The organism is Streptomyces sp. NPDC048416, from assembly GCF_043200435.1.
In the GTDB taxonomy this organism is placed as follows: Bacteria; Actinomycetota; Actinomycetes; order Streptomycetales; family Streptomycetaceae; genus Streptomyces.
This window is the reverse complement of the sequence record NZ_JBICXU010000001.1, coordinates 246,103-268,389: the sequence shown is the minus strand read 5'-3', so window position 1 is coordinate 268,389 and position 22,287 is coordinate 246,103. Positions and strand designations below refer to the sequence as shown.

The window sequence follows — 22,287 nt, the reverse complement described above, 5'->3', positions numbered from 1 at the left end:
CGTGGGTGTCAGCTGCCTTCACACGGGGGCGGGGCACGTCGTACTGCGGTTGTCGGACGTGGCAGCGGTGCGGCAGATGGCGGCGCAGTCCGGAGTCACCTGGTCCTGTGGGGCAGAGGTCAGGAACTGCCTGATTTCGGAGCGAGGAGCATGGGCGCTGACTGATGCACGGCCGTAGGGGCAGCGCCTGATGTGACCGTCGGCGGAGACGTACGCGGTCGCCGAACGGCATGACCACCGTTCACCACCGGCCCCGGGCAGTTGCAGGGCCCGCAGTTCGCCGAGGTAGGCCCGATAACGGTCAGACAGATTGAAGTGCCGGTCCAGCAGGTCAGCGTCGAGCTGCTGCTGTGCCAGGTAGTCCTGGACCGACTTGCCGTCGCGGCTCAGGGTGCGTTCGTCGAGGACAACGGGGCTGAACTGGACCTCTACCCCTGCTGCGGCCACGAGGTCGGCCAGGTCCTGGCACTCCCCGTCGGTCAGGTTCCAGCAGGTGATGTGCAGGATCTTCGTCTCGGTGCTGATGGCGCGCAGGGTGCTGATGCCCGAGGCCGCTGTGCGGGTGGTGCGCCCTATCAGCATGGCGCCCTGCGAGTCGGCGGAAACGGTCACGTTGGCCAGCAGGTGCGCGACCTGGGAGAGGGCGAGGCTCTCGGCCGCGGTGCGGGCTGACGTCACCATCGACACCGACATGCCGAACTGATTGGCCAGCCGGACGAGTTGCGGGAGCTCCGGGTGATGGGTCGGTTCGCCACCGGTCAGGCACACCCCCTCCACGCCCGTCTCCTTCAGCCGCGACAGGGTGCGGGTGTAGGTCGCGGTGTCCAGGAAGCCGTGGGCTCGGTCGGCGCGGAAGCAGAACCCGCAGGCCACCTTGCAGTGCCCGGCCGTGGAGATCAGCGCCGTACGCACGGGGGTGCTCATTGCACCCCCGTGTTGTCCCACACCGCGATTTCCACGGTGCTCGTGTAGAACGCGCACATCTCGGGGTCCGGGGTGCCGCCGCCGATGAGGGCTTGTTCGTTGCGGGACGGCCCGCCGCAGATGGCGAGCGCCGGGCAGGTGCCGCACTCGGGTACTGGGGCGACCTTCTTCGCCACGCCGGCCAGGAGGCCGGGGTCGGCGCGCAGTTGGTCGAGTGTGTGGAGGAACGTTGGCTCGGTGAAGTTGATGTCGCACAGGCTGACCCGGTTGCCGGGCAGGAGCGCGGCGTTCAGGCTGCGGTCGCCCTGCATGTGGTCGAACAGCATCGGCCGGCGGGTGTCGAGCCCTTGGAAGGCGCGGTCCAAGACGGAGAACAGCATGCCGCCCCGCCCCAGGGCAGCCACGCGGGCCTCGTACAACTCCCGAGCCAGATCCGTCCCGTTGACCATCCAACGGCCTGCGGTCGGGATGGGCGTGTTGACGTAGATGAACTTCAGCCCGAGGTCGTCGATGATCCACTGAACGGTCTCAGCGAGGCGTCCGATGTTCGCGGCCGTAGGCGTGAGGTTGCAGCCCACGTGCAGCCCCTCGGCCGCCACGAATCGGGCGACGTTGCGGCGGATCCGGTCGTCGGCGGGCTGGCCGCCGAGCAGGAGCCGGTTCGCGGAGTTGATGCCCGGCGGGCCGTCGATGGAAATGCCGACCCCGTACTCGTAGGCGACAAAGTGGTCGAGGGCCTCGTCCGTCAGCCGGGCGCCGTTGGTGACGACCGTGCGCCGCACCCTGGCCACGTCGTACCGGTCGGCGAACGTGTCGGCGAGGTGGTCGCCGTACTGCATGAGGTCGAAGCGGATGGTCGGCTCGCCGCCGAACCACTGGATGGACACCTCGTCCTGCCCGGCGTTCTGCTGGAACAGGAACTCCAGCCCGTCCGAGAGTTCTTCCTTCGTCATGTCCGGCTTGCCGGAGTTCGTGTCGACGAAGCAGTAGGTGCAGGCCATATTGCAGCGATCGGTCAGGACCACACGCAGGCCGCTGATGCGGCGAGGGGCGGCATCGAGGCCGAGGAGTCGAAGGCGGTCATGGAGTGCTTCACGCCGGTCGGCGACAGGGCCGCCGGGGGTGAAGCCGAGCCCTGCGAGGGCTTCATGGGTCGCGGTCGGGGGGACCCCGGCGAGGTCATGGACCTCGCCGGAGTCGATGAACACACTGTCCAGGCCGACCGGGTCGAGGAGAACCGCTTCCCCGTCCCGCTCGTACTGGAAGTACTTCCCCCACAGCATTTGGGGGACGGCCATGGTGGTCAGGCCGCCGCTTCCTCTTCGGCGATCCCGAGTTCACCCATGACCGCGCGCACCTGCTCCTCGGCAGCCGATTGGAGCTTCGCGGACGTGGCCGGAGAGCCACCGTCGGCGAGGACGATCACGCCGGGCAGCGACGGGTTCGGCGCGATGACCGTGATGCCGGCCGGGTCGGCGCTGATGACCATCACCGCGTCCTTCAGCTCAACCCAGTCCGTCTGCTCCTTGAGTGCCTCGATGATGCGGCCCTGCTTCTCCTGGAAGGAGGCACGCTCACCCATCCACACGCCCGCCTTGGACTTGGAGTCCACGACGTCCGCGTAGATCAAGTGATCCTTCTTCTCTCGCCTGGCTTGCGGCATGACAGATCCCCTTCTTCTCTTCGCTGGATGTGCTGGCACAACTACTTGCACCCACCTGGCCCGGACGGTCACACCGTCCCGCTCGGCGGCTTGAGCGTGGCGGCAACGACCGGGACGCCGTAACCGCCGCGGCGGACATCGGCGGGACGTCCCGGGACGTTCTGCCGGACGACCGGACATTGCACAGGCCCATGCGTCAGAGCCTCGCGCTGTTCGCTGAGATGGCCGCGGGGTGGGCTACTCCGGTGCTACGGTCGCCCGCATGATGCTCTCGGCACCTTCGGCGCGCGCCGTGGACTTGCGAGTTGAATCGGTGGACAACGTTCTCGATCATGTCGAGCGATCCCTTCAAGTCGAGCTGGACCGGGACACGGTGGTACGCAAACGCCGCTCGGTCGGAGCGCGGACCGACCGGCGGACCTGGATCCGTATCGAGAGGCGCGGGCTCGACAAGATCGGCGTGCAGGGCTGGAACGGCACCGAGTGCGCAGCGCGCCTTGAAGACATCGCCCAGCCCGTCTGGCGGGGGTGTGTGGTCTGGCAGGACGCGGACGAACCGGTCATGTGGCGGGCCGATGAGACCGAGCTCTTGCCGAGTGCGCCCATCGGCAACGCGATCCTCAGCGAGGACCCGAAGCTGCCGGATGCCTGGTGGCAGGTGTTCAATGCCTCGCTGGACGCGCTTGCCGCCCAGGACACGCAGCGCGTCGCCACCCCGGACACCGTCACCATTACGCAGGCCCTTGTCACCGAAGCCGTCCGCAGCATCGCCCCCACCGCCGACTTCGATACGACCGTCGAGTGGTGGGTGCCGGCCCACGCGGATCTGAACTGGGCCAACATGACCGCGCCGACGTTCTCCCTCTTCGACTGGGAGGACTGGGGCAACGCGCCACGCGGACTGGACTCCGCCTCGTTGTGGGGCAGCTCCCTTGCCGTCCCGGCGCTGGCCAATCGCGTACGACACGAACGACGCCACGACTTCGAGAGCCGGGATGGCATGCTGATGACGCTCTTCGCGTGCTCGAAGATCCTCGGGCCCGAGGCGCACCCGCAGGACCCCCGGCTGGAGCCCGCACGCCGCATGGCAGACCAGGTCATCGCGGAGCTTCACGCGGGCTGACCACGCGCTCGGGCCCGGATGAGGTCCCGGTACTCGCGGACGGCCCGCTCATCAACCTGGCCGGCCAGAGCGCCCAACAGCTGGCCCAGGTGGTCGGGCTCGTCCGTGCCCACCGCCATGGTGCCGACCCGCGGAAGGTAGTACGCCGTGCGGAAAGCCGCCTGCGTACGGGAGAGCCGGTCGTCGTCCTCAAGGAATACACCGGGGTTGATCCTGCCCCACACCGGAGCGCAGGTATTGCCCCCGAAGGGACTCATCCCCCAGACCCGGTCGCTACCGAGCCCCCATGCCGCGGCGACGGCATCCGCAGCGTCGAGGGTCCCGGTCCCGACCAGGAGGCCGGCACGGACCATGAGAACCGAGGGCTGTGGCAGGCCCACGTCGATCAGGCCCACCAGCGGCGAGGGATCCCAGGACGCGACGCCCCAGCCTCCGCACAGCCCCTTTGCCGCTGCTATGTCGAGAGCGGCACACGCATGGGCCAGTACGTCCCGCTCGTGGGCCCCGGCTCCTTCGAGGGTGTGTTCCGGGTTGTGCAGGAAGACCAGGTCCGGCTCCCGCCCGAGTTCCTTGACCGCCTGTTCCACAGCTGCGAATAGCCGCGCCGGGGCGAGGGAGTGCTCTGCCCTGTCCGGCGTGGGGAAGTAGCCCACCTTGGTGGACAGCGTGAAGTTCGGCAGCAGATCGCCAGCCACCCGCGCCAGAACCTCGTGCGAGCGGAAGCCGAGATAGTTGGAGCTGGTGTCGAGCGCGGTGACGCCGAGATCCAGCGCGCTGGTCAGGAGACGGCGTTCGTGACGAGACCGGTGTAGCCCGAGGACAACTCGGGGGTCAGCACGGCGCACATCTCCTCCTTCACCAGGATCTCGGCGACGTCGACCACTTCGGCACCGACGACGGCGGCCGCCTGGTGGAGCGGGACCGGCCCGCCGCTCAGCAGCAGACGCAGTGCGGGCAGGGCCTTGGCCGTGAGGGTGAGCTTCTTGCCCGAGGCCAGGACGTCGACGGTGTCACCGTTCTCCTGGATCTGGGGGCGGAAGCGGGTGGTGCAGACCGCGGCGTCCAGCGGCCCTAGGATGTCGAGGTAGGGCACGTGGCGAGGAAGCGTGGTCTGCTGCTCGTAGGCGGCCAGGAAGTCGGCCGGTGTGCGCTCGCCGATCAGTTGGACGGCGGACTCGGTCAGAGCGTCGCTGCTGGCCCCGGGGCCGCGGTCGAGGTCGTGCCGGAAGACCTCCCGCTCACGGCACCAGTCGGCCAGCCATCCCACCCAGCTCGCCCCTGTGCGCTGGGTGATGCCGAACGTCACGTGCAGGCTCTTCCCCGAGCCGCTGCCGGTTCGGGTGGCCTGGTGCCAGTGGCCCCGGGGGATGTGCATGATGTCGCCGGTCCGCATGACGCCGGACCAGACGATCTCCTCGCTCGGGGTGGTGTTTGGGTCGGCGTCCCGATAGAGGGGGACCGCGCGGGACGTCCCGCGTACCTCCCACTCCTTCTCGCCCGCGAGCTGGACGATCACCACGTCGTGGTCGTCCCAGTGCAGCGGAAAGCCGGCGGCGTCATTCGTCGTCAGGTAGGCGTTGACCTGCACCCGCTCACGGGACCACCACTGCAAGGCGCGGCAGGCGACCTCCATGGTTGGGTCGAAAATGTTGAGCTGGTCGAGGATCAGCGTGGCGCCTTCTCCCAGCAGCCCGCCCAGGCTCCGCATGTTGACCGTGGGGATGCTCTGGCCGCGAGGGCTGACCACATCGGTGTAGTAGATGGCCGGGTGGACTTCCTCGCCCTTCTGGAAGCACCGGAACTGCGGGCGGTTCAAACTCCTGCGCATCACGGTGTCGAGCAGGCGGTTCGGGGTGAGGATGCGGGCGGCAAGGGCAGGGTCGCTCATGCTTCCCCGCGCGAATCCTTTGCCGAGTTCGTCCGGCCCCTCCCACCCGAGCGCCGTCTCGATGGCGTTGATCAACTGGTGTTCCATTACTGCCTCCTCATGAGTTCGACCATGTGGTGCAGGCGCGGCAGGGGCGAGCACAAAAGCGTCGTCCTCGCCCCTGCCGCCTCGTGCTACGCGACGTCGGTCAGGTTGCCGTCACCACCCGGCCATGGGGCATCTCCAGAGCTGCCCTGGTTGTCGGACCGGAGGCTGTCGTACCGGTCATGGACGGCGGTCAGCTCTTCCACCGCCACCAGGAGGCCGCTCCGGGTAGGAGGCGGTGCTGTGGTCTCGGCCACCTCGTGCTCCTTCCTCTTTGGTGCCCTCGCCAGGGCTCCGGCGAGGATTCAAGAGCCGCCCCCACGTCCGTGAAAGATGTGGGTGCCCGTGGGGGCGGCGGTCAGTGGGCAGCCAGAAGCTGAGGCGCGACGCGTCATGCACAGGCAGACGCCGACGGCTCCGCTCGGGGCTGGATAGGTCTGGACGTTTTGGGTAGGGCGCTGTTCAGACGGCCGCCAGGGCCAGTGGCTGGATCGTGGGCCCGGCCTCACACCCCGAGCGGAGCGCGAAGGACCTGCGGAGAACCGCCGCCCGTATGGCCGGCGGTGGCTTTGGAAGTTCGATCTCCGCCCACACACGCTTGCCGTGCGTGAGGAGCTCCCAGCCGAAGTCCAGCGCGAAGTGGGCAACCAAGGTGAGACCACGCCCGTTCTCGTCGCCAGCCCCCGGGCAACTTGCCACCGGGGCCGTCTGGTCACGGTCAGACACGACGATCACCAGCTTGCCGGCGCCGTGGTAGAGCACCACGGTGATGGGCCCAGCTCCGTGGATCACCGCATTGCTGATGAGCTCGGACGCGACCAGCCGGATCGCGTCAGTCGTTTCGGCATCCAGGGGAAGGCCCCATGTCCGTGCGCTCTCAACGACCTTGCGCCGAGCTGGAGATACGTCTTCTTCCACTCCGGCGATGGCAAAGCGCGTGATGAGCGTGGGCATGGCGGACGCCTCCGGAAGGGTGGGGAGCGGCTCCATCTCCGACGGGGGACGGTGATGGAGCCGCCGTTGGGCGACCGTGCGGGAGCGGCGTCTTTCGCAGCTCCGGTGCGGCTGTCACAGTCAACTGCCGTGGTGTGCAGGCCCGGAACGTTTCTTGGGTGTTTCTCTTGGGGACGCCCTTCCGCGGGCCTGTGCGCGCAGTAGCCTCCGAACCACGCTGTGAGGGGATGAGGGGAGTGATGACGTGCCCGGTGAGCCGTTAGCAGTGCACCCACTGACCTTCGTGCGCCAGTCGCACGGATGGGGGAAGGCCGAGTTCGCCCGGCTCATGAAGACACACGGGGGGTTGCTCGGTATTCCTCTGGCGACCAACCGGACGACGGTGTGGAAGTGGGAACAAGGGCAGGCACCGGATGCAGATGCTCAGCGTGTGCTCGCCGACCTTCTTCGCGTCCCGTACGCGCAGGTCCAGGCGCAGCGATGGCCGCAATGGCTCCCCGTATGGGAAGTGACAGGGCTTACCGCCCCGTGGACCGAGGCCGGAACCGTCGAGGCACTGGCCGATCTGGTCGGCAGTGGACGGTTGGATCGTCGAGGATTTCTCACCATCACCGGTGCCGCGCTGACAGGACTCGCCGCTAGCTGGGTCGAGGCACCGTCCGCATTCGCCTCAGCCCTCAACGGGGATCGCGTCACCGACAAGATGGTCTCGACGATCGAGCAGCGGATCAGCACACTCCGCACCCTCGATGACCAGCTCGGAGGCGCCCGACTTCTTGAACAGGCCCGCGGCGACCTTGACTTGATCGCTGGTCTCCTCAGCACGGGCCGATACACGGACAGGATCCGCGTCCGGCTGTATGCACTGGCGGCTCGGGTATCGCACCTTTCCGGCTGGATGGCCTACGACGCGGGGCTGCGGTCCGCCGGGCAGCGGTACTACATCGGGGCTCTGCGCAGCGCCCGTACGGCCGGAGACGACGCCTTCGGCGCCTTCATCCTGGCGGAGATGGGAGTGCACGTCTCCGAGGCCGGCAGGACTGCCGAGCGAGTCGACCTCATCTCGACCGCCCTCGACAACGCCCCTCGAACGCTGACACCCGACTCCCGGTCCTTCCTCTACCTGCACAAGGCCGAAGCCCTCTCCCGCGACGGTGATCACCAGAAGGCCGGCACGGCATTGAACCGCGCCGTTTGCCTCTGGGAGCGCCACACGATGGAGGAAAACCCGGAGTGGCTCGACTGGTTCGGCGAGGCACAGCTGAAGTCGACCGAAGGGAAGGTTCTGCTGCGCTCGGGCCAAGTGGAACGCGCCACGAGCTCCCTGGAAGTCTCCATCAAGCAGGCGGCCCCGCGGGACAAGGCAGTACGGTCCAGCCGTCTGGCCGAGGCCCGGCTCGCCAGTGGTGACCTGGAGGGGGCGCTCGACGCCGCGAACTACGGGGCGGGCCTCCTCGAAGACAAGGTCAGCTCAGCGCGGGCCCTGGACCGCCTCAAGGAATTCTCCGCCCGCCTCGAACCACACAAGTCAGTATCAGCCACCCGCGACTTCCGCGAGCGCCTGCACGCACTGCGCGACGCAGCCTGACCGGGAACGTCGAATGCAGCGAGAGCGAGCCCGCTTCTCAGACTGGGCAACCCAGGTGCCACGATGGCGGCATGACGACGATCGACGGATTGGTCGCGGCCGGATTCGAGGCTGTACGCGAGGCGTTCGCGGCGAACTTCGCGCAGCACGGGGACATCGGCGCGGCGGTGTGCGTGTACCAGGACGGCCGACCGGTGGTGGACCTATGGGGTGGACTCGCCGACCCCAGCGTCGATCGTCCGTGGCAGCGCGACACGCTGCAACTGGTCTACTCGGCGACAAAGGGGGCGACTGCGAGCGCAGCGCATCTGCTGGTGCAGCGTGGTGAGTTGGACTTGGATGCTCCGGTGGCGAAGTACTGGCCGGAGTTCGCCGCGAACGGCAAGGCGGACATCCCGGTGCGCTGGCTCCTGTCCCACCAGGCCGGCCTGGTCACGCTGGACCGACCAGTGCCGCTGGCCGAGGCGTTGACCTGGAACCCGATGGCGGCCGCACTGGCAGCTCAACGTCCAGTGTGGACGCCAGGTACCGCGCACGGCTATCACGGACGGACCTGGGGCTGGCTAGTCGGCGAGGTAATCCGCCGGGTGTCCGGCCGCACGCCGGGCCGCTTCTTCGCCGACGAAATCGCCGCCCCCCTGGGGTTGGACTTCTTCATTGGACTGCCCACGAGCGAACGCAACCGGGTCAGCCGCATGGTGCACCGGAAGCCCGACATGGACCTCACCACCCTGCCCCCAGAGTCGATCCCCGAGGAACTCCGCGACCAAGTCGCCGCCTGGCGCGACCCGAACTCCTTCAGCAACAGGGCATACGCGGTCACCGACCCAGCCGAGATCGACTTCGACTCTCTTGCGGTCCAGGCCGCGGAACTTCCGGCCTCCAACGGCATCGCCACCGCACGCGGACTAGCGCGCATGTACGCGGCGCTGATCGGCGAGGTGAATGGCGTGCGCCTGCTCACCCCGCAGACCCTCGCAGCGGCCACCGAGGAACAAGCCAACGGGACGGACCAAGTGCTGGTGGCGCCCAGCCGGTTCAGTTCCGGATACATGCTGCCCACCGAGGACAACCCCATGACCGGGCCGTACTCCTTCGGCCACACTGGCCGAGGCGGCTCACTCGGCTTCGCCGACCGGGAACACGGCATCGCCTTCGGCTACGTGATGAACCACATCATCAGCGGCCCCGACGATATGCGTGCGACATCGCTCGTCGACGCAGTGCGTAGGTCACTGCGACATGACTGATCGAAATCGATACGGCGCTCGCCGAGCTCCACGACCGCCTGCTGGCCAACGATCTGCCCCAGCGGGGCCGGTACGGCCTTCGGCCGTATCGAGTCGTTATGGCCTCCCCCTAGTCAGCGCGCGAGTCGCCCCAGGGCAGCGTCTAGCCGCCTGAGCGTCTGCTCCCGGCCCAGGACCTCAACGGGCTCGAACAGCGGTAAGCAGTTGCCGCGGTGCTCATAGACCTGGCCGACGGTGCGGCCGGTACTGGCCCAGTACGCCCGAGTCAGGCACGACTGGTGATGGTCAGTTCCTGGCGGTTCCTGCCCGGTCTTGAGTCGGTCGAGGTGGCAGAACACCGTTCTGGCGATGCCCTTCCCACAAGCGACCGCCGGCCGGTGCCATCACCTCGTCCACCAGACTGACCAGTGTCCTGGTATCGCCAGCAAGCGCGACCCGAACCCCGGCGTCCAGCCGCTCCACGAACCCGAGCCGTGAGGCTTCCAACCGGCGCGCCAGCCACTTCCCGCCACCCAACCACCCTCCGTCGAGCAACAGCACCAGTTCCCCCGTGCGCTGCGCGATTTCGCAGACGATACAGAGCCGCTCACCAGCTTCGGTACATCCTGCGAGATCATCGAGCAGATCCGTCAGGGAGTACCGACGGTCCTCCAACTCCGCAGCAGAGGCGGCCGGTGGTCCAGCAACCACGAGTTCCTTGGCGTACGCCCCCAGCCGCTGTCCGACCCCATCGTGGTCGAAGAGCAGAAATCCGGATGCGCACATGAACAACAGAGGCGACCGTCGCCTGGTGACCTCCCGCTCCACATAGCCCCGCCAACTGGCTTCCGTGTGAACGAAGAGCTCTACCGGCCAGTCGGCATACCGGAAGCTCTCCCGATAAGGGACAGCGTCTTCACCCAGAAGCACCACGATGTCGAGATCCGAGAAGGCCGTACGGCGCTCGGTCAGCACACTGCCACCCAGGAACGCCGCCCGCGCCTCTGGATGACGATCGGATACCACCGCACGAGCGGCCTCGACGGGCTCCATGATGTTCATGCCGACCACTCTCGCCCGTAGCCCCGAAGTACGCACCCCGGTTTCGCCGGATCGTCAAGTCCGGGAACGCGCTTCAGGACGTGCAGAGGGTGCAAGAACATCTCGACGACGCAGCGGGCGCTCCGCAATCTCGGTAGCGCTGCCCCGGACTGGCCCCGCACCCTGGCGGAATGCCGAACATCATCACGCCACGCCTGAACTACACCTCTACCGCTGTACGTCCCGATTGGGGAGAGCTGCCCGAGCGCATTCGCCGTCTGGTCGCTCGGCAGGTGGGAGGTGGTACGACATCTGGCCCGAGCGCCGGCAGCGGGTTCACGCGCGGCTTCGCCGCCATCGTCTCTTCAGACAGGGGCTGGCAGTTCGTGAAGGCGGCCAACAGCGCCGACTCTGCACACATCGCGGACTGCTACCGGCGCGAGGCAGTCATCAACCTCGCGCTGCCCGACGAAGTGCCCGCACCCCGACTGCGATGGCACGAGGAACAGGACGGATGGATCGTCCTCGGCTTCGACGCGATCACCGGGGGCCACATGCCGCGCGAGCCCTGGCAGCTTGAGGAACTGGCTGCCGCTCTGGCAGCCTGGGCCAGCGCCTCCGAAGCCCTCGCCGTACCGTCCGAGCCCCTTCTGCTCACCGGGCTCCACCCGGTGGGCGATAGCGGGGACTTCGCCGACTGGCGCGCCTTGGCCGCCGGCACCACCACGACGGAACTGCTGCCCAACTGGGCGCCAATCCGCCTCCTGGATACCCTGGCGAACCTGGAAGCCGGGTGGCGCGAGGCCACCAAGGGCGACGCGGTTCTCCACCATGACCTGCGCCAGGACAACATCCTGCTCGACACCGCCGGATCGGCATGGATCTGCGACTGGAACTGGCCCTGCCTAGGCGCGAGCTGGTTCGACCTCGTGCTGCTCCTGGCCACCGCACACGCCGACGGACACGACGCCACAGCCCTCTTCGCCGCTCACCCCACAGCCCGGGACGTGGCGGACGAGCAGCTTGATGCCGCCCTGGCCGCCCTCTCGGGGTTCTTTCTCCTCTCCGGCTCCCGTCCACCGCACGCTTTCGGCTCCCCGTACCTTCGCCAGCATCAGACCTGGAGCGGCGAGGTCACCCTGCGATGGCTGGCCGAGCGGCGTGGCTGGACTTTCTGACGGCCGACACCGTCCACGCTGTTCAGGCCCATGGCGGAGGCTCGTCGCCGCAGTCGCCGACCGGACCATCGCGCAGGTTCCGCAGGGTGCGGGGTAGAAGGCCGCTGACCGCGCCTTGCGGGGCTTCAGAGCCCGTCTCCGAGCGCAGTCGGTGATCGAGTTCCTAGAGCGCCGTGCGCAAGAAGCGCCAGCGCAATGCCTGCCGCGCCGCCTCGAAGCCGAACCACTCGTATGTGGTGTGCTCGCCGGCTCGGTCGCGCCAGTGCGCACAGTTGTCGGCTGTTGGCACAGAGCGGCTCGTGCGGCCACGCAGCCGGTTGCTCGGCATCGAAGGGCTGGAGGCCCCCTGCCGGTTCGTGGCAGAGCAACTGGTGATCATTCCGCGTACCCGGGCGGCATCCACCGGATAGCCTGCCTGAACTACTCGTGAGACCGCGCTCGGCGGTGTCCGGGCAGGGGAGCAGGGGAAATGGCGGAGTCGGTCAGGAACGCGGCGCTCTTCTCCCTCGGCGGCACCATCGCCATGACCATCGATCCACCACCGGAGCCGTCGTACCCGCGCTCTCGGCGCAGGAACTCCTCGCCGCAGTACCCCACCTTGCCCGGCGCTGACGGTCCGGACAACCTCCGCGGCGCCGTCCTGGCCGCTGCCGATGCCGGCCTGCGGGGCGCCGGCTGCCTCGTCGTACTCGGCGACGAGATCCACTCCGCACGGACCGTCCGCAAATCGCCCACCACCAGTCCCGCCGCCTTCACCTCACCAGCGTGCGGCCCGGTCGCGCGCATCGCGGAGAACCAGGTGCGCAGGGTGGGCGGCCTGCCGCCCCGTGGGCCGCTGGTCGGTGCCCCCGACCGTGTGGCGCGCGTCGGGCCCTACACCGTCACTCTCGGCGACGACGGAGCCCTGCTCGACCTGTGGGACGGACACTGCGATGGGCTCTTGGTCGTGGTCTTCGGCGTGGGCCACGTCCCGGAGCGTCTGGTTCAAGGACTCACCAAGCTCGTGTCTCGCATTCCTGTGGTCCTCGCCTCTCGCATCGGCAACGGACCGGTTCTCTCGGGTACGTACGGCATCTCCGGCTCCGAGAAGGACTCCTCGACCGAGGACTCATCGGTGCCGGAGACCTCGGTCCGTACCAGGCGCGGCTTCTGCTACAGGCCCTCCTTGCCCAGGACGCCGACGCGGCCACGGTTCGCGAGACCTTCACCGCTGCCTCCGCCCGCTGATCCCGCCTCATCAGGAGACATCTCCACGCGTGCTCACGAGCTGACCGGCGGCCGTACCTTCGGCATCACCTTCGACCACGAGGAGGACTTCTTCGAGGCGCTGTCCACCTTCTGCCGAGATAACGGCCTACGGCAGGGCTACATCCCCTCGTTCATCGGAGCTTTTGCGGAGGCCGAGATCGTGGGCGCCTGCGAGAAGCTCGCAGACCCGGACGCACCGGTCTGGGCGAAGACGTACGTCACTAATCGAGGCGTTCGGCGCCGGCACCCTCGCCCACGACCGGGCTAGCGGCGGAATACTTCCGCACATCCACGTCTCGGCCGGCCTGAAGGCCCAGTCGGCTGACGGCAGAACGAGCCGCCTCCGCAGCGCCAGGGTCCAGTTCCTCAGCGAGCTGCTGATCGTGGAGGTCACGTCCGCCCGCCGTGACCCGGCCCCGGAACTCCGACCTCTACGACGTACCGCTTCTCACGTTCGGCTGACCGGAAGGAGGCGGCGAAGCCAGGGGTGGTTGGGCGCGATCAAGGCGATCGCGTCTGCCAGCCAGGCGCGTGCCGGAGCATCGAGCAGCGGCAGCACCGCCTCGAAGTCGGTCTCGTCCTTGTCCCGGGTGGCCTTTGCCTTGTAGAAGAGTTGCACCTTGGGCGCGAGATATGGGATGCCCGCCGCGCTCGTGTGCCCGAGCTGGTCGATCGGGAGCCGGATCTCCGAGGTGCGCCGCGAGACCCACTGGGTGCCTTCGGCCTCGTCAAGCATGAGCTGCAACGACCAGGGCGCCTCGGATGTGCGGCGGCACCAGATGTCGTGAAGGGGTGGTTGAAGGAACTCCCCAGGACGCCACGGTCGCAGTTCCCCCTGGCCGGGTGGGTCTGCGACGTACACTTCCCAGTTGGCCAGGAGCTCGTGTACGAGGACTTGGTCGCGGCGGAGGACGAGGACGTCGAGATCACCGTGGGGTCGCAGTTCACGGCCGACCGCGAGTTCGATCGCATAGCCACCGGCGATCCACCACGGGAAGTCCCCTTTTGCGAACACAGCGGCCACATTCTCGGGAGGATCCGGAACCCAGCGTCCCGACACGTCAGCATCCACCGACCCATCCTCCCGGTGCTTACTGCCTAGTTAGAGCCGGGCTCACCGGCGCAACAGCTAGGTTGAGGCGATCGTCGCAGCCGCGAGTCTGCTGGTGCCCCGGCCGTCACCATCGCGGTGACGGCCCAACCTGCCCCCCAACCACATCAGCGGGGCATTGGCAGATGCCTCCACGCGGCGCAGCCGCCTGCGCGGCAGGTGAGCCTTCCCGCTCCCGTGGCTGCCTGGGCAGACCTGGACTGCCCGGTACGACAGCGGACCGCTCATTCTGCGCAGGGGCCACCAGATCCTGACAGCGGAACTACGGAGTGCGGGCGACTGGCCGGGGCCTTGATCATGCCGGGTACCGCGCGACCGCTTCACTGTCAGCACGCCCTGCGTGAATCGTTCAGGTCATGCACCAACCAGAGTCACAACCGCTGTCCTCTGTCTCCTCTGTTGTTGCATCAGCCGGGGCGCGGATAGCCTCCGCGAGCGGTCGCCCGTAGCGGGTGAGGTAGACAGGGTCTCGGCCCATGGCGGCGCGACTCCTGTTCACCGTCGCTTCCAGCTGTATTGACCTAGCGAAAAGGTCGGGGTCTTCGCTTCGCAGTTGGTGCCAGGCGCCGACGGTTCGGAAGGGGCAGAAGAAGCATGCGCTCTTGGGCGGCACTGGGAGGCCGGCGCTTTCGATGATCTTCTCGCAGTCGTCTCTCCGCAGGCACAGGTCGAGCAGAGGGTATTCGACCTGTTCATGAGGTTCGCTGCGGCGCCTGTTTGCTCTGTGGATCTCGTCGACGGAGATGCCGATCCCGACCACGGCCGGATCGTGCGCCGTGGCGCCGTGCTCGCGAAGCCACCGTCCGACAACTTTGATTTTGAAGTCCGACGTGCAGGACCTCCGCCCGGGTGCTCCGTTCGCCATCCTGACAGGGATAGGGATCGATCGGGTGCCCGGCCTATTCAATCGCTCCATCAGCGTCTCGGTGGTGCCGTCGCGCCGTGTGCGACGGAGGTGGTGGAGCTGGAGCCCGGCGTTTGATGCGAACGGCACGGCGATGTCGCGGATGTAGGCGAGGGTCGCTGGGTGCTCGCTGTCATCGCCCACGTTGGCGAACAGGAATGTGGAATAGTCGATTCGCCCTTGGGCCGCGAGGACGAGCAGCGCGGTGGACTGAACTCCGCCACCGTAAGAGATCACCTTCACGAGCAGTTTCCCTCACGGTGACGAAGTGTCAGCTCGCTGGTGGTAGCTGGCCTCGGGGCAGTGCGGGTATGGCGTGGCATGAGAGCTCCCTGTGGGGCAGTCCGTTCCTGGCCTGGGAGACTCTATGGATGTACGCTAGCCAGATCAACTGTTTACTCCACTGGAGGTCGTGGGTATGGGGCTGGACACAGTTGTCTGTCAGGCTGTGGCGCGGAGGGGCGTGGTCTTACCGAGTAGGCCGGATGGTCACGCCGTGGCCGGCGGAGAAGGTCTCGGTGACAAAGGCGAGGACTTCGTCGTACTCCGAACTCGTGAAGCTCCGCGCTGCCGGGAGGGGCTGCTTGGCCGGTTGGGGAGGGGCTGTTTTCCGGCGCCCACGAGATTTTTGGGATGCTCGCTCGCCGGACCGGAGGCGTTCGAGCTCATCAGGCACGATGGCGCGTCCACGCTCTTGGGCGTCTGCTTCGATTGTTGTGAGCATCCAGAGGGGGGACCCAGAGAGAACAAGGTCGGCTTCGGCGATTCGCTTGCGGTTTCGCCAACGGGACACGCCTCGCTGGTCGGTGCCGAGAAGCTGTGCGACTTCCTTGATCCCTACGATGACCGGGAGGGCTCTGGGGTCGTCGACGCGGTATCCGCCGCGGATGCCCGCTTGGTACTGCTCAAGGCGTTGCGCGGTGGCTTGGCGACCAGCGTGGCCGTCGAGGCGGAGCACGGTGTCCAGCAACCAGTAGGGGTTGCCGGAGGCGACCACGTCAGGGGTGGCCAATGTGCCGTCGACACGCCATTTCTGTGAGGTCTGGCGCGCGACGCCGAACAGGTCGGCAATTTCGGCATGGCCCAGGAGGTACGGAGTCCGCGCCGCCGCCATGTCCCGGTACCTTCTCTATTTTGCGCAACATGATGATGCCCTGGTTGGTGACAGGGCGGAACCAAGATATCGCGCTCGCCTCGCCCGTGCTGGGTCGCGGCGCCGGGCGCTGCGCGACCAGAGGGCCGCATGCGGAGCGATGGAGGACCGCAGGCCGCAGGCCGCCCAGCGGAAGGAGTATGTGGTGGGAGCGGGCTACGTGAGTTCTCTACCCTGCCGGATCTCCCAGGGGCCGACCGGAACAAGGTGGACCTCGTCGAAGTAGCTCAGCCAGGCTGCGATGGTCTCGACTGTGCGCTTCCCTTGCTCGGCGGTGCATCGCTCCGTTGCCACCAGTTCGGCTTGGGCGTCGGCCAGATTCATGCGGCCCGCTTCGGTTAGCGCTTGGAGCTCGGGCATGGCGTGCAGACGGGCCAGGACAGCTGTGCCGAACGCCTGCTCAGCGAGTCCGGGGCCGATGTCGAGGTGCGCGAGATCACGGAGTACGCCGGCGAGGATGTCGCTTCCAATGTGTTGGTGATGTCCGTTGTATACGCGGTAAAGGCGTTCGGGGTTGCGGGTCTCAGGAAGCCATCGTGTGGGCTGTTCGTCCTGGCCCGGGACGACAACCCGGGGGCTGTCCTCGTCTGCCAGCATGAGGTTCGCTTGGTCGCGCATCTGCTGAGCCAGCTCAATTGTCCCCGGCACGGAGCCCGCCGCGAGCTCGGCGAGCACGCGTTGCACCTCGGGGTGTGCGGCGTCCACTTCCACCAGGAGTTCAATGTTGGCTGCACTCACGCGCCCCGTGGCCTTTCCTGTGAGGTTGGCGGATCCCACGAGGCAGCGCTCGTCGGCTGCGAAAAGCTTGGCGTGCAGGCTGTGGCAGAGCAGGATGGAGGTGCGTCCGTCCTGCTCTGCCAGTTCGGCGATCTCAGGGTCAGAAACGCCGGCGGCAATCTCCGGCACGGACCACCGGGTGACGCACGTGATGTCCTGGACGGTGACCGGGATTGCGCTGAGTGCTGCCCGGAAGACCTCCTTCTTGATGAAGGGGGCGATCAGGACCGCTCGGTGCGTCGCTGTCGTGAGGAGTCGCTCGATTTGCTGCCAGACGTGGTCGTTCGTCACTCGTCGTCCTCGTCATCAGCGTCGCTTGCTCCGAGGAATTCGCTGGCGAAGCGCCCCCAGTCCTGCCGCATCCGCTTGGCACGCTCGCGGGGCTTCTCCGGTTGCTCGTCCTCGAATCGTGCCCACGAGATGAGCAGGAGCTTGAAGGCGTTGGCAGCAGCTGACAAACGTGCCGCGAGCTCGTCGCGGCTGGCTCCGTCGATGTCCTGGTCGAGAACCGCGATCAAGTCACTGTAGACCGGGTGGTCCATGTTGAGGGCAACTTGAAGCATGCCGGGGATGTACTCGACATTGAAGAAGGCTGGGGAGTCAGGGTTGCGGCTGGTCAGCAACCGGATGTGCTTGCCCTGAGACATGGTCTCTTCGATGATGCGCTGGGCATCTGCCGGGCTGTAACGATGCGTCTCGACCAGGCTCTCGTACTGGAGCTGTTTGCTTTCGGCCTCGGTGCTCTCTGCTGCGAGTTTGTCGGTCAGGCTCGGAGGACCTTCCGAACGACGTCGCTTGACCGCTTCCTCGGCCTGCACCTCGGCGACCTCATGCCGCTTGCGGCTCGTACCGGTGCCCCGAGTCTGGTCTTCCAAATCAGAGCGCAGTTTGCCGAGAAGCTTCTCGCGGATGTGGTAGACGATCTCGATGAGCGGCAGGCGCCGGTCGCCCTCCTCACGAAGCGTCTCCCGGAATTCCTCGTACGACAACCCGGCCGCTTCTTCGCGCCAGTTGAAGTGAGCCAGCTCGGAAAAAATCGTTGCGGACTGCTTGTTGTTCGTGACGCCGAAGACCTCGTCGAGGGCGGGGGGAAAGTCGATTTCTACCCCCCACCAGCGCTCCTGTGGCTCATAGGAGTTGACCCACCCGGTGTCGAGATCAAGCTCGCGGTCTGCGCGAATCAACGAGATGCCCAGGTTCTTGGAGGCGTGCTTACCCCAAGGGGTATCACCGGGCTTCAAGCTTGGTGACACGTTCCTGGGCCACGGCTCGCCCGGGATATCGGTGCGACGGGCGGCCTCAACCGCGATCGACGATCGGACCAGGACGGGATATTCATTACCGTCCGCGCCCGCGACCATGAACCGCTCCTCGCCGATCTGGCCAGTGTTGCCGGCTCCATGGGCTCGGAACATTGGCTTGGCGTCGAAGGGGGGCGGGGTGGAACTCGGAGTCATGAGGTAAAGCGGGTCGTTCGGACGGGTGTCGCGGACGCCGGGCAGCTGTGCCCAGCCGCGCACTGGCACTAGCTTGATCCGTTTTCCCTTGGTGATGAGACGTCGGTAGACGCGCCCGATCAGGTGCTCGGTATTTGTGACGGTGGTCTCGGCCCCGCGCCACTGGACGCGCGCGAGCTCGGTCCACTGCACGAGTGTGCCCGAACTTCCGAGCCCTTCAGCAAGTGCCTGCCATTCAGTTGGCAGCGCGTCGAGCTTGGGCTCTGGAACCTCTTCGAGGCCCTGGGCGATCTCCTTGAGGTCGAGGTAAGTGTGCAGGGCGTTGTCTGGACCATTGGTCCAGGACCAGACGTCGACACGATCACACTGCGAGATGCTGGAGTTGGGCAGACCGACGCCGAAGCGCCCAATACCCTTGCGTTCCTGCCGGGTGCCGGCGCCGAAGCGCAGAGACTGCCGAAGGGTCTCTGGGTCCATCCCGTCCCCATTGTCCAGGACGGCGATTTTCTCGACACGGTAGCGGGCCCGGTGCGTAGGGCGATCCGTCGACTCGACGACAAAGAGCTCGACAAGATCAGCATTGGCTTCGAGGCCGTTGTCGATGAGTTCCGCGATGGCATGGGCCGTCGACTTGTAGCCGCTGTCCTGCAGGGCTTTGACGGTCAGGTCAGAGGTGACGATCGAGTACTTGGATGTCATCGGGTCTTCCACACGTCCTCCCAGTTCATGAATGCTTCCGCTACGTCCCCGAAGCCTGGGAGTTCAGGATCGATGACGGTGACGATGTCGCAGGTGGCGGTTCCGCTGGCCTTCGGTCCGCGGATGACCCGTCCAACCATCTGGCTGTAGAGCACCAAGGACTGGGTGGGGCGGGCGATTACGGCAGCGCTTGCCGCTGGGGCGTCGAACCCAGTGGTCAGAACGCCATAGTTCGAAAGGATCATGGGCCGGGTGCCAGGCCCCTTGAAGCGGGCGATGGCCCGGTCACGCTGGCGTGCGGGGGACTCGGCCGTCACTTGGTCCGTGTCGAGTCCCAGGACCGAAAGGATCGCGACCAGTAGCCGGCTGTGCTCGACGGAGGCGGCGAAGAGCAGAATCCGGCGATGGCGCTCGCTGAGGTCGAGCACTGTCCGTACGACCTGCAGGTTCCACTGCACGTTGTTTGCGAGCCGCGCCATCAAAGCGTCGGGGATGTCGAAGCTCGCGGCCAGGGCCTGCTGGTCCCGGACGCTGAGGATCGTGCCGGAGTCAGCGGCCACAGTACGGAAGGTCGGGCGGGCGAGATACCCCTGTTCGATGAGTGCCGTAACAGGGTTGTCGTGTCCGTCGATCTCCAGCATCACCTTCTGGCGGGCGAAGAAGTCCGACAGTCTCTCGTCCTCGGCGATGTTGGCCCACGTGCGGCCGGGGGTCGCGGTCAGACCCAACAGACTTGAGTCACTGCGCAGTGTGAGCGCGTCGACGACTCTGCGGTAAGTCGGAGCGATGGCCTGGTGGGCTTCGTCGAAGGTGGTGAGCGTTGTGTGCAGGCCGAGGCGGTCGAGGAAGGTATGGTCCGCGTTCGCGGCGGCGCTGGCTTTGTCGAGCCCGAGGATCACGATTCCGTCCTTGACGGCGTCGAGGTCTGTCGGGGCGTCGCCCCACATCCGTGTCACGGCCACTTCGCGATTGCCGAGCACGGTCCAAGCCTGTTCGAACTCCACCGCCGCCTGTTCCAGCAGCTCCCGGCCTCTTGCCAGCCACACCACGACGGTCGGCTCATGCTGGCGCAGGTGGTCGCAGATGATGTTCATGGCCGTTCGGGTCTTGCCGACACCAGTCGGCAGGTGCAGCACCACCCGGCGCTCTCCGGAGTAGAGCATGCGTTGTGCGCGGCCTGCAGCGAGTCGCTGGTGAGGGAACATCCCGTATTGCGGCGTGGTGAAGCTGCGGAAGGTGGCAGGTACCTCGGGGGCCCTATCGACGACAAGGCCGAGAAAACCGAGAAGCGCGCGGCGCTGCTCAAGTGACCAGGGCAGGGCCTCGAGGAAGTTGCGAGCACTCGTAGGGCCTTCGTGGCCAAGGCGCTGTGCGAGTTCTACTTGCTTCCCCTCTGGCATGCACTGCAGGAACTGTGTCCGCTCCATCGGATCGCCGATGAGTCGCTCCGGCGAGACCGCCGAGGCTGCGACCTGGCGCAGCGTCTCGTCCGTGTCTAGCCCTTGCTGCAGAAGTTCCAACAGGTCACAGGCGTGCTCGCCGAGAAGGCCGCGTACGTAGGAAAGTGGTGCTCCGCTCAGGACGGCCGCGAAGGAGATGCCAGGGGAGCCGGTCATGACGTGGCCTGGCCAGTCCGCATTGCGACGGCACCGCTATGTTCTTCGACTCCCACCCTCAGCCCCTGATCCTCTACCCGCCCGCTGGAGCCGCAGCGCACCCAGCTCGCACTGCACTATGTGATCAAACCCTAGCCCCGCCCGCCCGCTGCGGGGGCCGGTCTCCCGGAACCGCTGCCTGCTGGCTCCCGAGTTGTACGGAGGGCGGGACCTTTGGCGCCGAACTCGCGCGTCACGCAGGGGGGTTCACCCCGCAGGAAGATCCCTTGAGGGGCGGGAACATCTGTTCTATTTTGATCGGCGAGAGCTATTTTAGGGGCTCCGAAGTTCATGCCGCCGCTTCGCTTCCCTCCCGCTCCGGTTAGGATCTCCACGTACTCCTGGTGGATGATCTCGCGGCGAACGGGGATCGCCACCAGTTCGTGAACGGTGACTGACCACAGTGAAACGGGGTGGAGGGTGATGTATCAGACATCTGGCCCGGATCTGTCCTACCTCGATTACAATGCGACCGCGCCGACCCGACCTGAAGCGCTCGAGGCGGCCCTCGCCGCGATGCGCACCGTTGGAAACGCTTCTAGCACGCACCGCTCTGGACGGGACGCCTCTGACCGCGTCGATCTTGCCCGCCGTCAGGTGAGCGACCTCCTGAACTGCTCCCATGGCGAGATCGTCTTCACTTCCGGGGCGACGGAAGCCAACAACCTGGCTCTTCGGGCGGCGTTCGCAGCCGGAGGCAGGCTCGTGACGAGCGTGGTGGAGCACCCGGCTGTGCTGGAGACGGCCAAGGCCCTTACAGCCGAGCAGCCCGACTCTCTGGTGTTGCTGCCCGTCGATAGGGACGGCCTCGTGGACCTGGGTGCATTCCGGGCGGCTCTAGCGACAAACGACGTGGCGATCGTCTCGTTGATGGCAGCCAACAACGAGACCGGTGTGCTTACGGACCTCGCTCCTATCGTCGAGGCCGCCCATGAGCGAGGGGTGCTCGTCCACACGGACGCGACGCAGCTTGTTGGCCGTCTTCCGATCGATCTCGCTGAGACGGATGTTGATCTCCTCTCCCTCTCCGCACACAAATTCGGTGGCCCGCAAGGAGTGGGCGCACTATTCGTGCGCCGCGGCATCCCATTGCCGTACCGTCCATTGCTCTTCGGTGGCGGTCAGGAGCGGGGCTGGCGGGCAGGGACCTTGAACGTTGCAGGCATCGCAGGTGCAGGGGCGGCAGCCGAGGCGGCGCGGAGAGCCCTGGCCGCCGAGGCGTCACGAATCACACAGCTGCGTGACGCACTGGAAGGATCGCTCGTTGAGCAGGTCGGCGACTGCCAGATCAACGGGGCGCTTGGCCAGCGACTGCCCGGAGTAACCAGCATCACCTTCCGAGGAGCCCCGGCAGACGCGGTACTCGCTGCCATGCCGGACGTGGCTGCGTCAGAGGGCAGTGCGTGCTCGTCCGGCGCGCCTAGCCCCAGCCACGTACTCCTCGCGATGGGGCGCAGCCGGGAAGAGGCCGACTCCACAGTCCGGTTCTCCCTTGGGTACGCCACGACCGCGCACGACATCGACCGCGCTGCTTCATCAGCGGTCCGAGCCGTCCGGCAAGTGCGATCCGCTCTCGCGGTTCCGCAGTAATTACGGCCCCCGGCCGAAAGA

General features: G+C 66.8%; 20 protein-coding genes. 6 read left to right on the top strand and 14 right to left on the bottom strand.

Annotated elements, in window-relative coordinates:
- Nucleotides 1-18 precede the first annotated feature (18 nt).
- Genes ACGFW5_RS01130 through ACGFW5_RS01120 form a run of 3 tightly spaced genes read right to left on the bottom strand, consistent with a single transcriptional unit; the run spans nucleotide 19 to nucleotide 2,587 of the window.
- A complete protein-coding gene (locus tag ACGFW5_RS01130) occupies nucleotides 19-924 on the bottom strand; it encodes a radical SAM protein (RefSeq protein ID WP_393832036.1) in 906 nt (301 codons plus the stop codon).
- Nucleotides 921-2,222: a radical SAM protein gene (locus ACGFW5_RS01125; protein ID WP_393832035.1), complete on the bottom strand. Its 1,302-nt coding sequence runs from the start codon at nucleotides 2,220-2,222 to the stop codon at nucleotides 921-923. The genes ACGFW5_RS01130 and ACGFW5_RS01125 overlap by 4 nt, the downstream gene beginning before the upstream one ends.
- A 5-nt stretch (nucleotides 2,223-2,227) precedes the next feature.
- Entirely contained in the window at nucleotides 2,228-2,587 is a 360-nt protein-coding gene (locus ACGFW5_RS01120; protein WP_393832034.1) for a hypothetical protein, read from the bottom strand.
- 262 nt (nucleotides 2,588-2,849) lie between these two features.
- On the opposite strand from ACGFW5_RS01120, the gene ACGFW5_RS01115 reads away from it, so the two are divergent.
- Nucleotides 2,850-3,710, top strand: a complete 861-nt coding sequence (locus tag ACGFW5_RS01115) for a hypothetical protein (RefSeq protein ID WP_393832033.1) — start codon at nucleotides 2,850-2,852, stop codon at nucleotides 3,708-3,710.
- On the opposite strand, the gene ACGFW5_RS01110 is transcribed toward ACGFW5_RS01115, so the two are convergent.
- The 4 genes from ACGFW5_RS01110 to ACGFW5_RS01095 all read right to left on the bottom strand — a co-directional run bounded on the left by ACGFW5_RS01110 (nucleotide 3,698) and on the right by ACGFW5_RS01095 (nucleotide 6,636).
- On the bottom strand, nucleotides 3,698-4,555 hold the full coding sequence (locus ACGFW5_RS01110; RefSeq protein WP_393832032.1) for an aldo/keto reductase: 858 nt from the start codon (nucleotides 4,553-4,555) through the stop codon (nucleotides 3,698-3,700). The genes ACGFW5_RS01115 and ACGFW5_RS01110 overlap by 13 nt on opposite strands.
- The gene (locus tag ACGFW5_RS01105) at nucleotides 4,489-5,685 is read right to left on the bottom strand and encodes a JmjC domain-containing protein (RefSeq protein WP_393832031.1); all 1,197 of its coding nucleotides are present in this window, start codon (nucleotides 5,683-5,685) and stop codon (nucleotides 4,489-4,491) included. Before ACGFW5_RS01105 ends, ACGFW5_RS01110 begins: the two co-directional genes overlap by 67 nt.
- An 86-nt stretch (nucleotides 5,686-5,771) precedes the next feature.
- Complete coding sequence (locus ACGFW5_RS01100) at nucleotides 5,772-5,939, bottom strand: hypothetical protein (protein ID WP_382800963.1); 168 nt, start codon at nucleotides 5,937-5,939, stop codon at nucleotides 5,772-5,774.
- 205 nt (nucleotides 5,940-6,144) lie between these two features.
- Complete coding sequence (locus ACGFW5_RS01095; protein ID WP_393832030.1) at nucleotides 6,145-6,636, bottom strand: ATP-binding protein; 492 nt, start codon at nucleotides 6,634-6,636, stop codon at nucleotides 6,145-6,147.
- 244 nt (nucleotides 6,637-6,880) lie between these two features.
- On the opposite strand from ACGFW5_RS01095, the gene ACGFW5_RS01090 reads away from it, so the two are divergent.
- Both ACGFW5_RS01090 and ACGFW5_RS01085 read left to right on the top strand, forming a co-directional pair.
- Nucleotides 6,881-8,224 carry a transcriptional regulator gene (locus ACGFW5_RS01090; protein ID WP_393832029.1) on the top strand — a complete coding sequence of 448 codons (1,344 nt, stop codon included), beginning with the start codon at nucleotides 6,881-6,883 and terminating at the stop codon, nucleotides 8,222-8,224.
- A gap of 71 nt (nucleotides 8,225-8,295) precedes the next feature.
- Nucleotides 8,296-9,474 (top strand): serine hydrolase domain-containing protein, encoded by a 1,179-nt coding sequence (locus ACGFW5_RS01085; protein WP_393832028.1) that lies wholly within the window; start codon nucleotides 8,296-8,298, stop codon nucleotides 9,472-9,474.
- A 285-nt stretch (nucleotides 9,475-9,759) separates the two neighbouring features.
- Here the strand turns inward: ACGFW5_RS01085 and ACGFW5_RS01080 are convergent, their stop codons facing one another.
- The gene (locus ACGFW5_RS01080) at nucleotides 9,760-10,506 is read right to left on the bottom strand and encodes a nucleotidyltransferase domain-containing protein (protein WP_393832342.1); all 747 of its coding nucleotides are present in this window, start codon (nucleotides 10,504-10,506) and stop codon (nucleotides 9,760-9,762) included.
- A 179-nt stretch (nucleotides 10,507-10,685) separates the two neighbouring features.
- Between ACGFW5_RS01080 and ACGFW5_RS01075 the strand changes: the two genes are divergently transcribed.
- On the top strand, nucleotides 10,686-11,672 hold the full coding sequence (locus ACGFW5_RS01075) for a phosphotransferase family protein (protein ID WP_393832027.1): 987 nt from the start codon (nucleotides 10,686-10,688) through the stop codon (nucleotides 11,670-11,672).
- A 469-nt stretch (nucleotides 11,673-12,141) separates the two neighbouring features.
- Nucleotides 12,142-13,188: a PCC domain-containing protein gene (locus tag ACGFW5_RS01070; protein ID WP_393832026.1), complete on the top strand. Its 1,047-nt coding sequence runs from the start codon at nucleotides 12,142-12,144 to the stop codon at nucleotides 13,186-13,188.
- Between the two features lie 180 nt (nucleotides 13,189-13,368).
- Here ACGFW5_RS01070 and ACGFW5_RS01065 read toward each other — a convergent pair whose 3' ends face one another.
- From ACGFW5_RS01065 to ACGFW5_RS01040, 6 genes are all read right to left on the bottom strand, one after another.
- Nucleotides 13,369-13,935, bottom strand: a complete 567-nt coding sequence (locus tag ACGFW5_RS01065) for a nucleotidyltransferase domain-containing protein (protein WP_393832025.1) — start codon at nucleotides 13,933-13,935, stop codon at nucleotides 13,369-13,371.
- Nucleotides 13,936-14,380: 445 nt separating this feature from the next.
- A complete protein-coding gene (locus ACGFW5_RS01060; RefSeq protein ID WP_393832024.1) occupies nucleotides 14,381-15,178 on the bottom strand; it encodes a phosphoadenosine phosphosulfate reductase in 798 nt (265 codons plus the stop codon).
- Nucleotides 15,179-15,404: 226 nt separating this feature from the next.
- Nucleotides 15,405-16,049, bottom strand: a complete 645-nt coding sequence (locus tag ACGFW5_RS01055; RefSeq protein ID WP_393832023.1) for a hypothetical protein — start codon at nucleotides 16,047-16,049, stop codon at nucleotides 15,405-15,407.
- 195 nt (nucleotides 16,050-16,244) lie between these two features.
- Complete coding sequence (locus ACGFW5_RS01050; protein WP_393832022.1) at nucleotides 16,245-17,156, bottom strand: phospholipase D family protein; 912 nt, start codon at nucleotides 17,154-17,156, stop codon at nucleotides 16,245-16,247.
- Complete coding sequence (locus ACGFW5_RS01045; RefSeq protein WP_393832021.1) at nucleotides 17,153-19,021, bottom strand: ATP-binding protein; 1,869 nt, start codon at nucleotides 19,019-19,021, stop codon at nucleotides 17,153-17,155. The genes ACGFW5_RS01050 and ACGFW5_RS01045 overlap by 4 nt, the downstream gene beginning before the upstream one ends.
- Entirely contained in the window at nucleotides 19,018-20,637 is a 1,620-nt protein-coding gene (locus ACGFW5_RS01040) for a DEAD/DEAH box helicase (RefSeq protein WP_393832020.1), read from the bottom strand. Before ACGFW5_RS01040 ends, ACGFW5_RS01045 begins: the two co-directional genes overlap by 4 nt.
- Nucleotides 20,638-21,099: 462 nt before the next feature.
- Here ACGFW5_RS01040 and ACGFW5_RS01035 point away from each other — a divergent pair, with 462 nt between their 5' ends.
- Nucleotides 21,100-22,266, top strand: coding sequence for a cysteine desulfurase family protein (locus ACGFW5_RS01035; protein ID WP_393832019.1), 1,167 nt, complete (start codon nucleotides 21,100-21,102; stop codon nucleotides 22,264-22,266).
- Nucleotides 22,267-22,287: the final 21 nt, after the last annotated feature.

Coding starts and splice junctions, on each gene's coding strand:
- ACGFW5_RS01130 (WP_393832036.1), bottom strand. CDS start 924: ATGAGCACCCCCGTGCGTACGGCGCTGATCTCCACGGCCGGGCACTGC.
- ACGFW5_RS01125 (WP_393832035.1), bottom strand. CDS start 2,222: ATGGCCGTCCCCCAAATGCTGTGGGGGAAGTACTTCCAGTACGAGCGG.
- ACGFW5_RS01120 (WP_393832034.1), bottom strand. CDS start 2,587: ATGCCGCAAGCCAGGCGAGAGAAGAAGGATCACTTGATCTACGCGGAC.
- ACGFW5_RS01115 (WP_393832033.1), top strand. CDS start 2,850: ATGATGCTCTCGGCACCTTCGGCGCGCGCCGTGGACTTGCGAGTTGAA.
- ACGFW5_RS01105 (WP_393832031.1), bottom strand. CDS start 5,685: ATGGAACACCAGTTGATCAACGCCATCGAGACGGCGCTCGGGTGGGAG.
- ACGFW5_RS01095 (WP_393832030.1), bottom strand. CDS start 6,636: ATGCCCACGCTCATCACGCGCTTTGCCATCGCCGGAGTGGAAGAAGAC.
- ACGFW5_RS01085 (WP_393832028.1), top strand. CDS start 8,296: ATGACGACGATCGACGGATTGGTCGCGGCCGGATTCGAGGCTGTACGC.
- ACGFW5_RS01080 (WP_393832342.1), bottom strand. CDS start 10,506: ATGGAGCCCGTCGAGGCCGCTCGTGCGGTGGTATCCGATCGTCATCCA.
- ACGFW5_RS01075 (WP_393832027.1), top strand. CDS start 10,686: ATGCCGAACATCATCACGCCACGCCTGAACTACACCTCTACCGCTGTA.
- ACGFW5_RS01070 (WP_393832026.1), top strand. CDS start 12,142: ATGGCGGAGTCGGTCAGGAACGCGGCGCTCTTCTCCCTCGGCGGCACC.
- ACGFW5_RS01055 (WP_393832023.1), bottom strand. CDS start 16,049: ATGGCGGCGGCGCGGACTCCGTACCTCCTGGGCCATGCCGAAATTGCC.
- ACGFW5_RS01045 (WP_393832021.1), bottom strand. CDS start 19,021: ATGACATCCAAGTACTCGATCGTCACCTCTGACCTGACCGTCAAAGCC.
- ACGFW5_RS01040 (WP_393832020.1), bottom strand. CDS start 20,637: ATGACCGGCTCCCCTGGCATCTCCTTCGCGGCCGTCCTGAGCGGAGCA.
- ACGFW5_RS01035 (WP_393832019.1), top strand. CDS start 21,100: ATGTATCAGACATCTGGCCCGGATCTGTCCTACCTCGATTACAATGCG.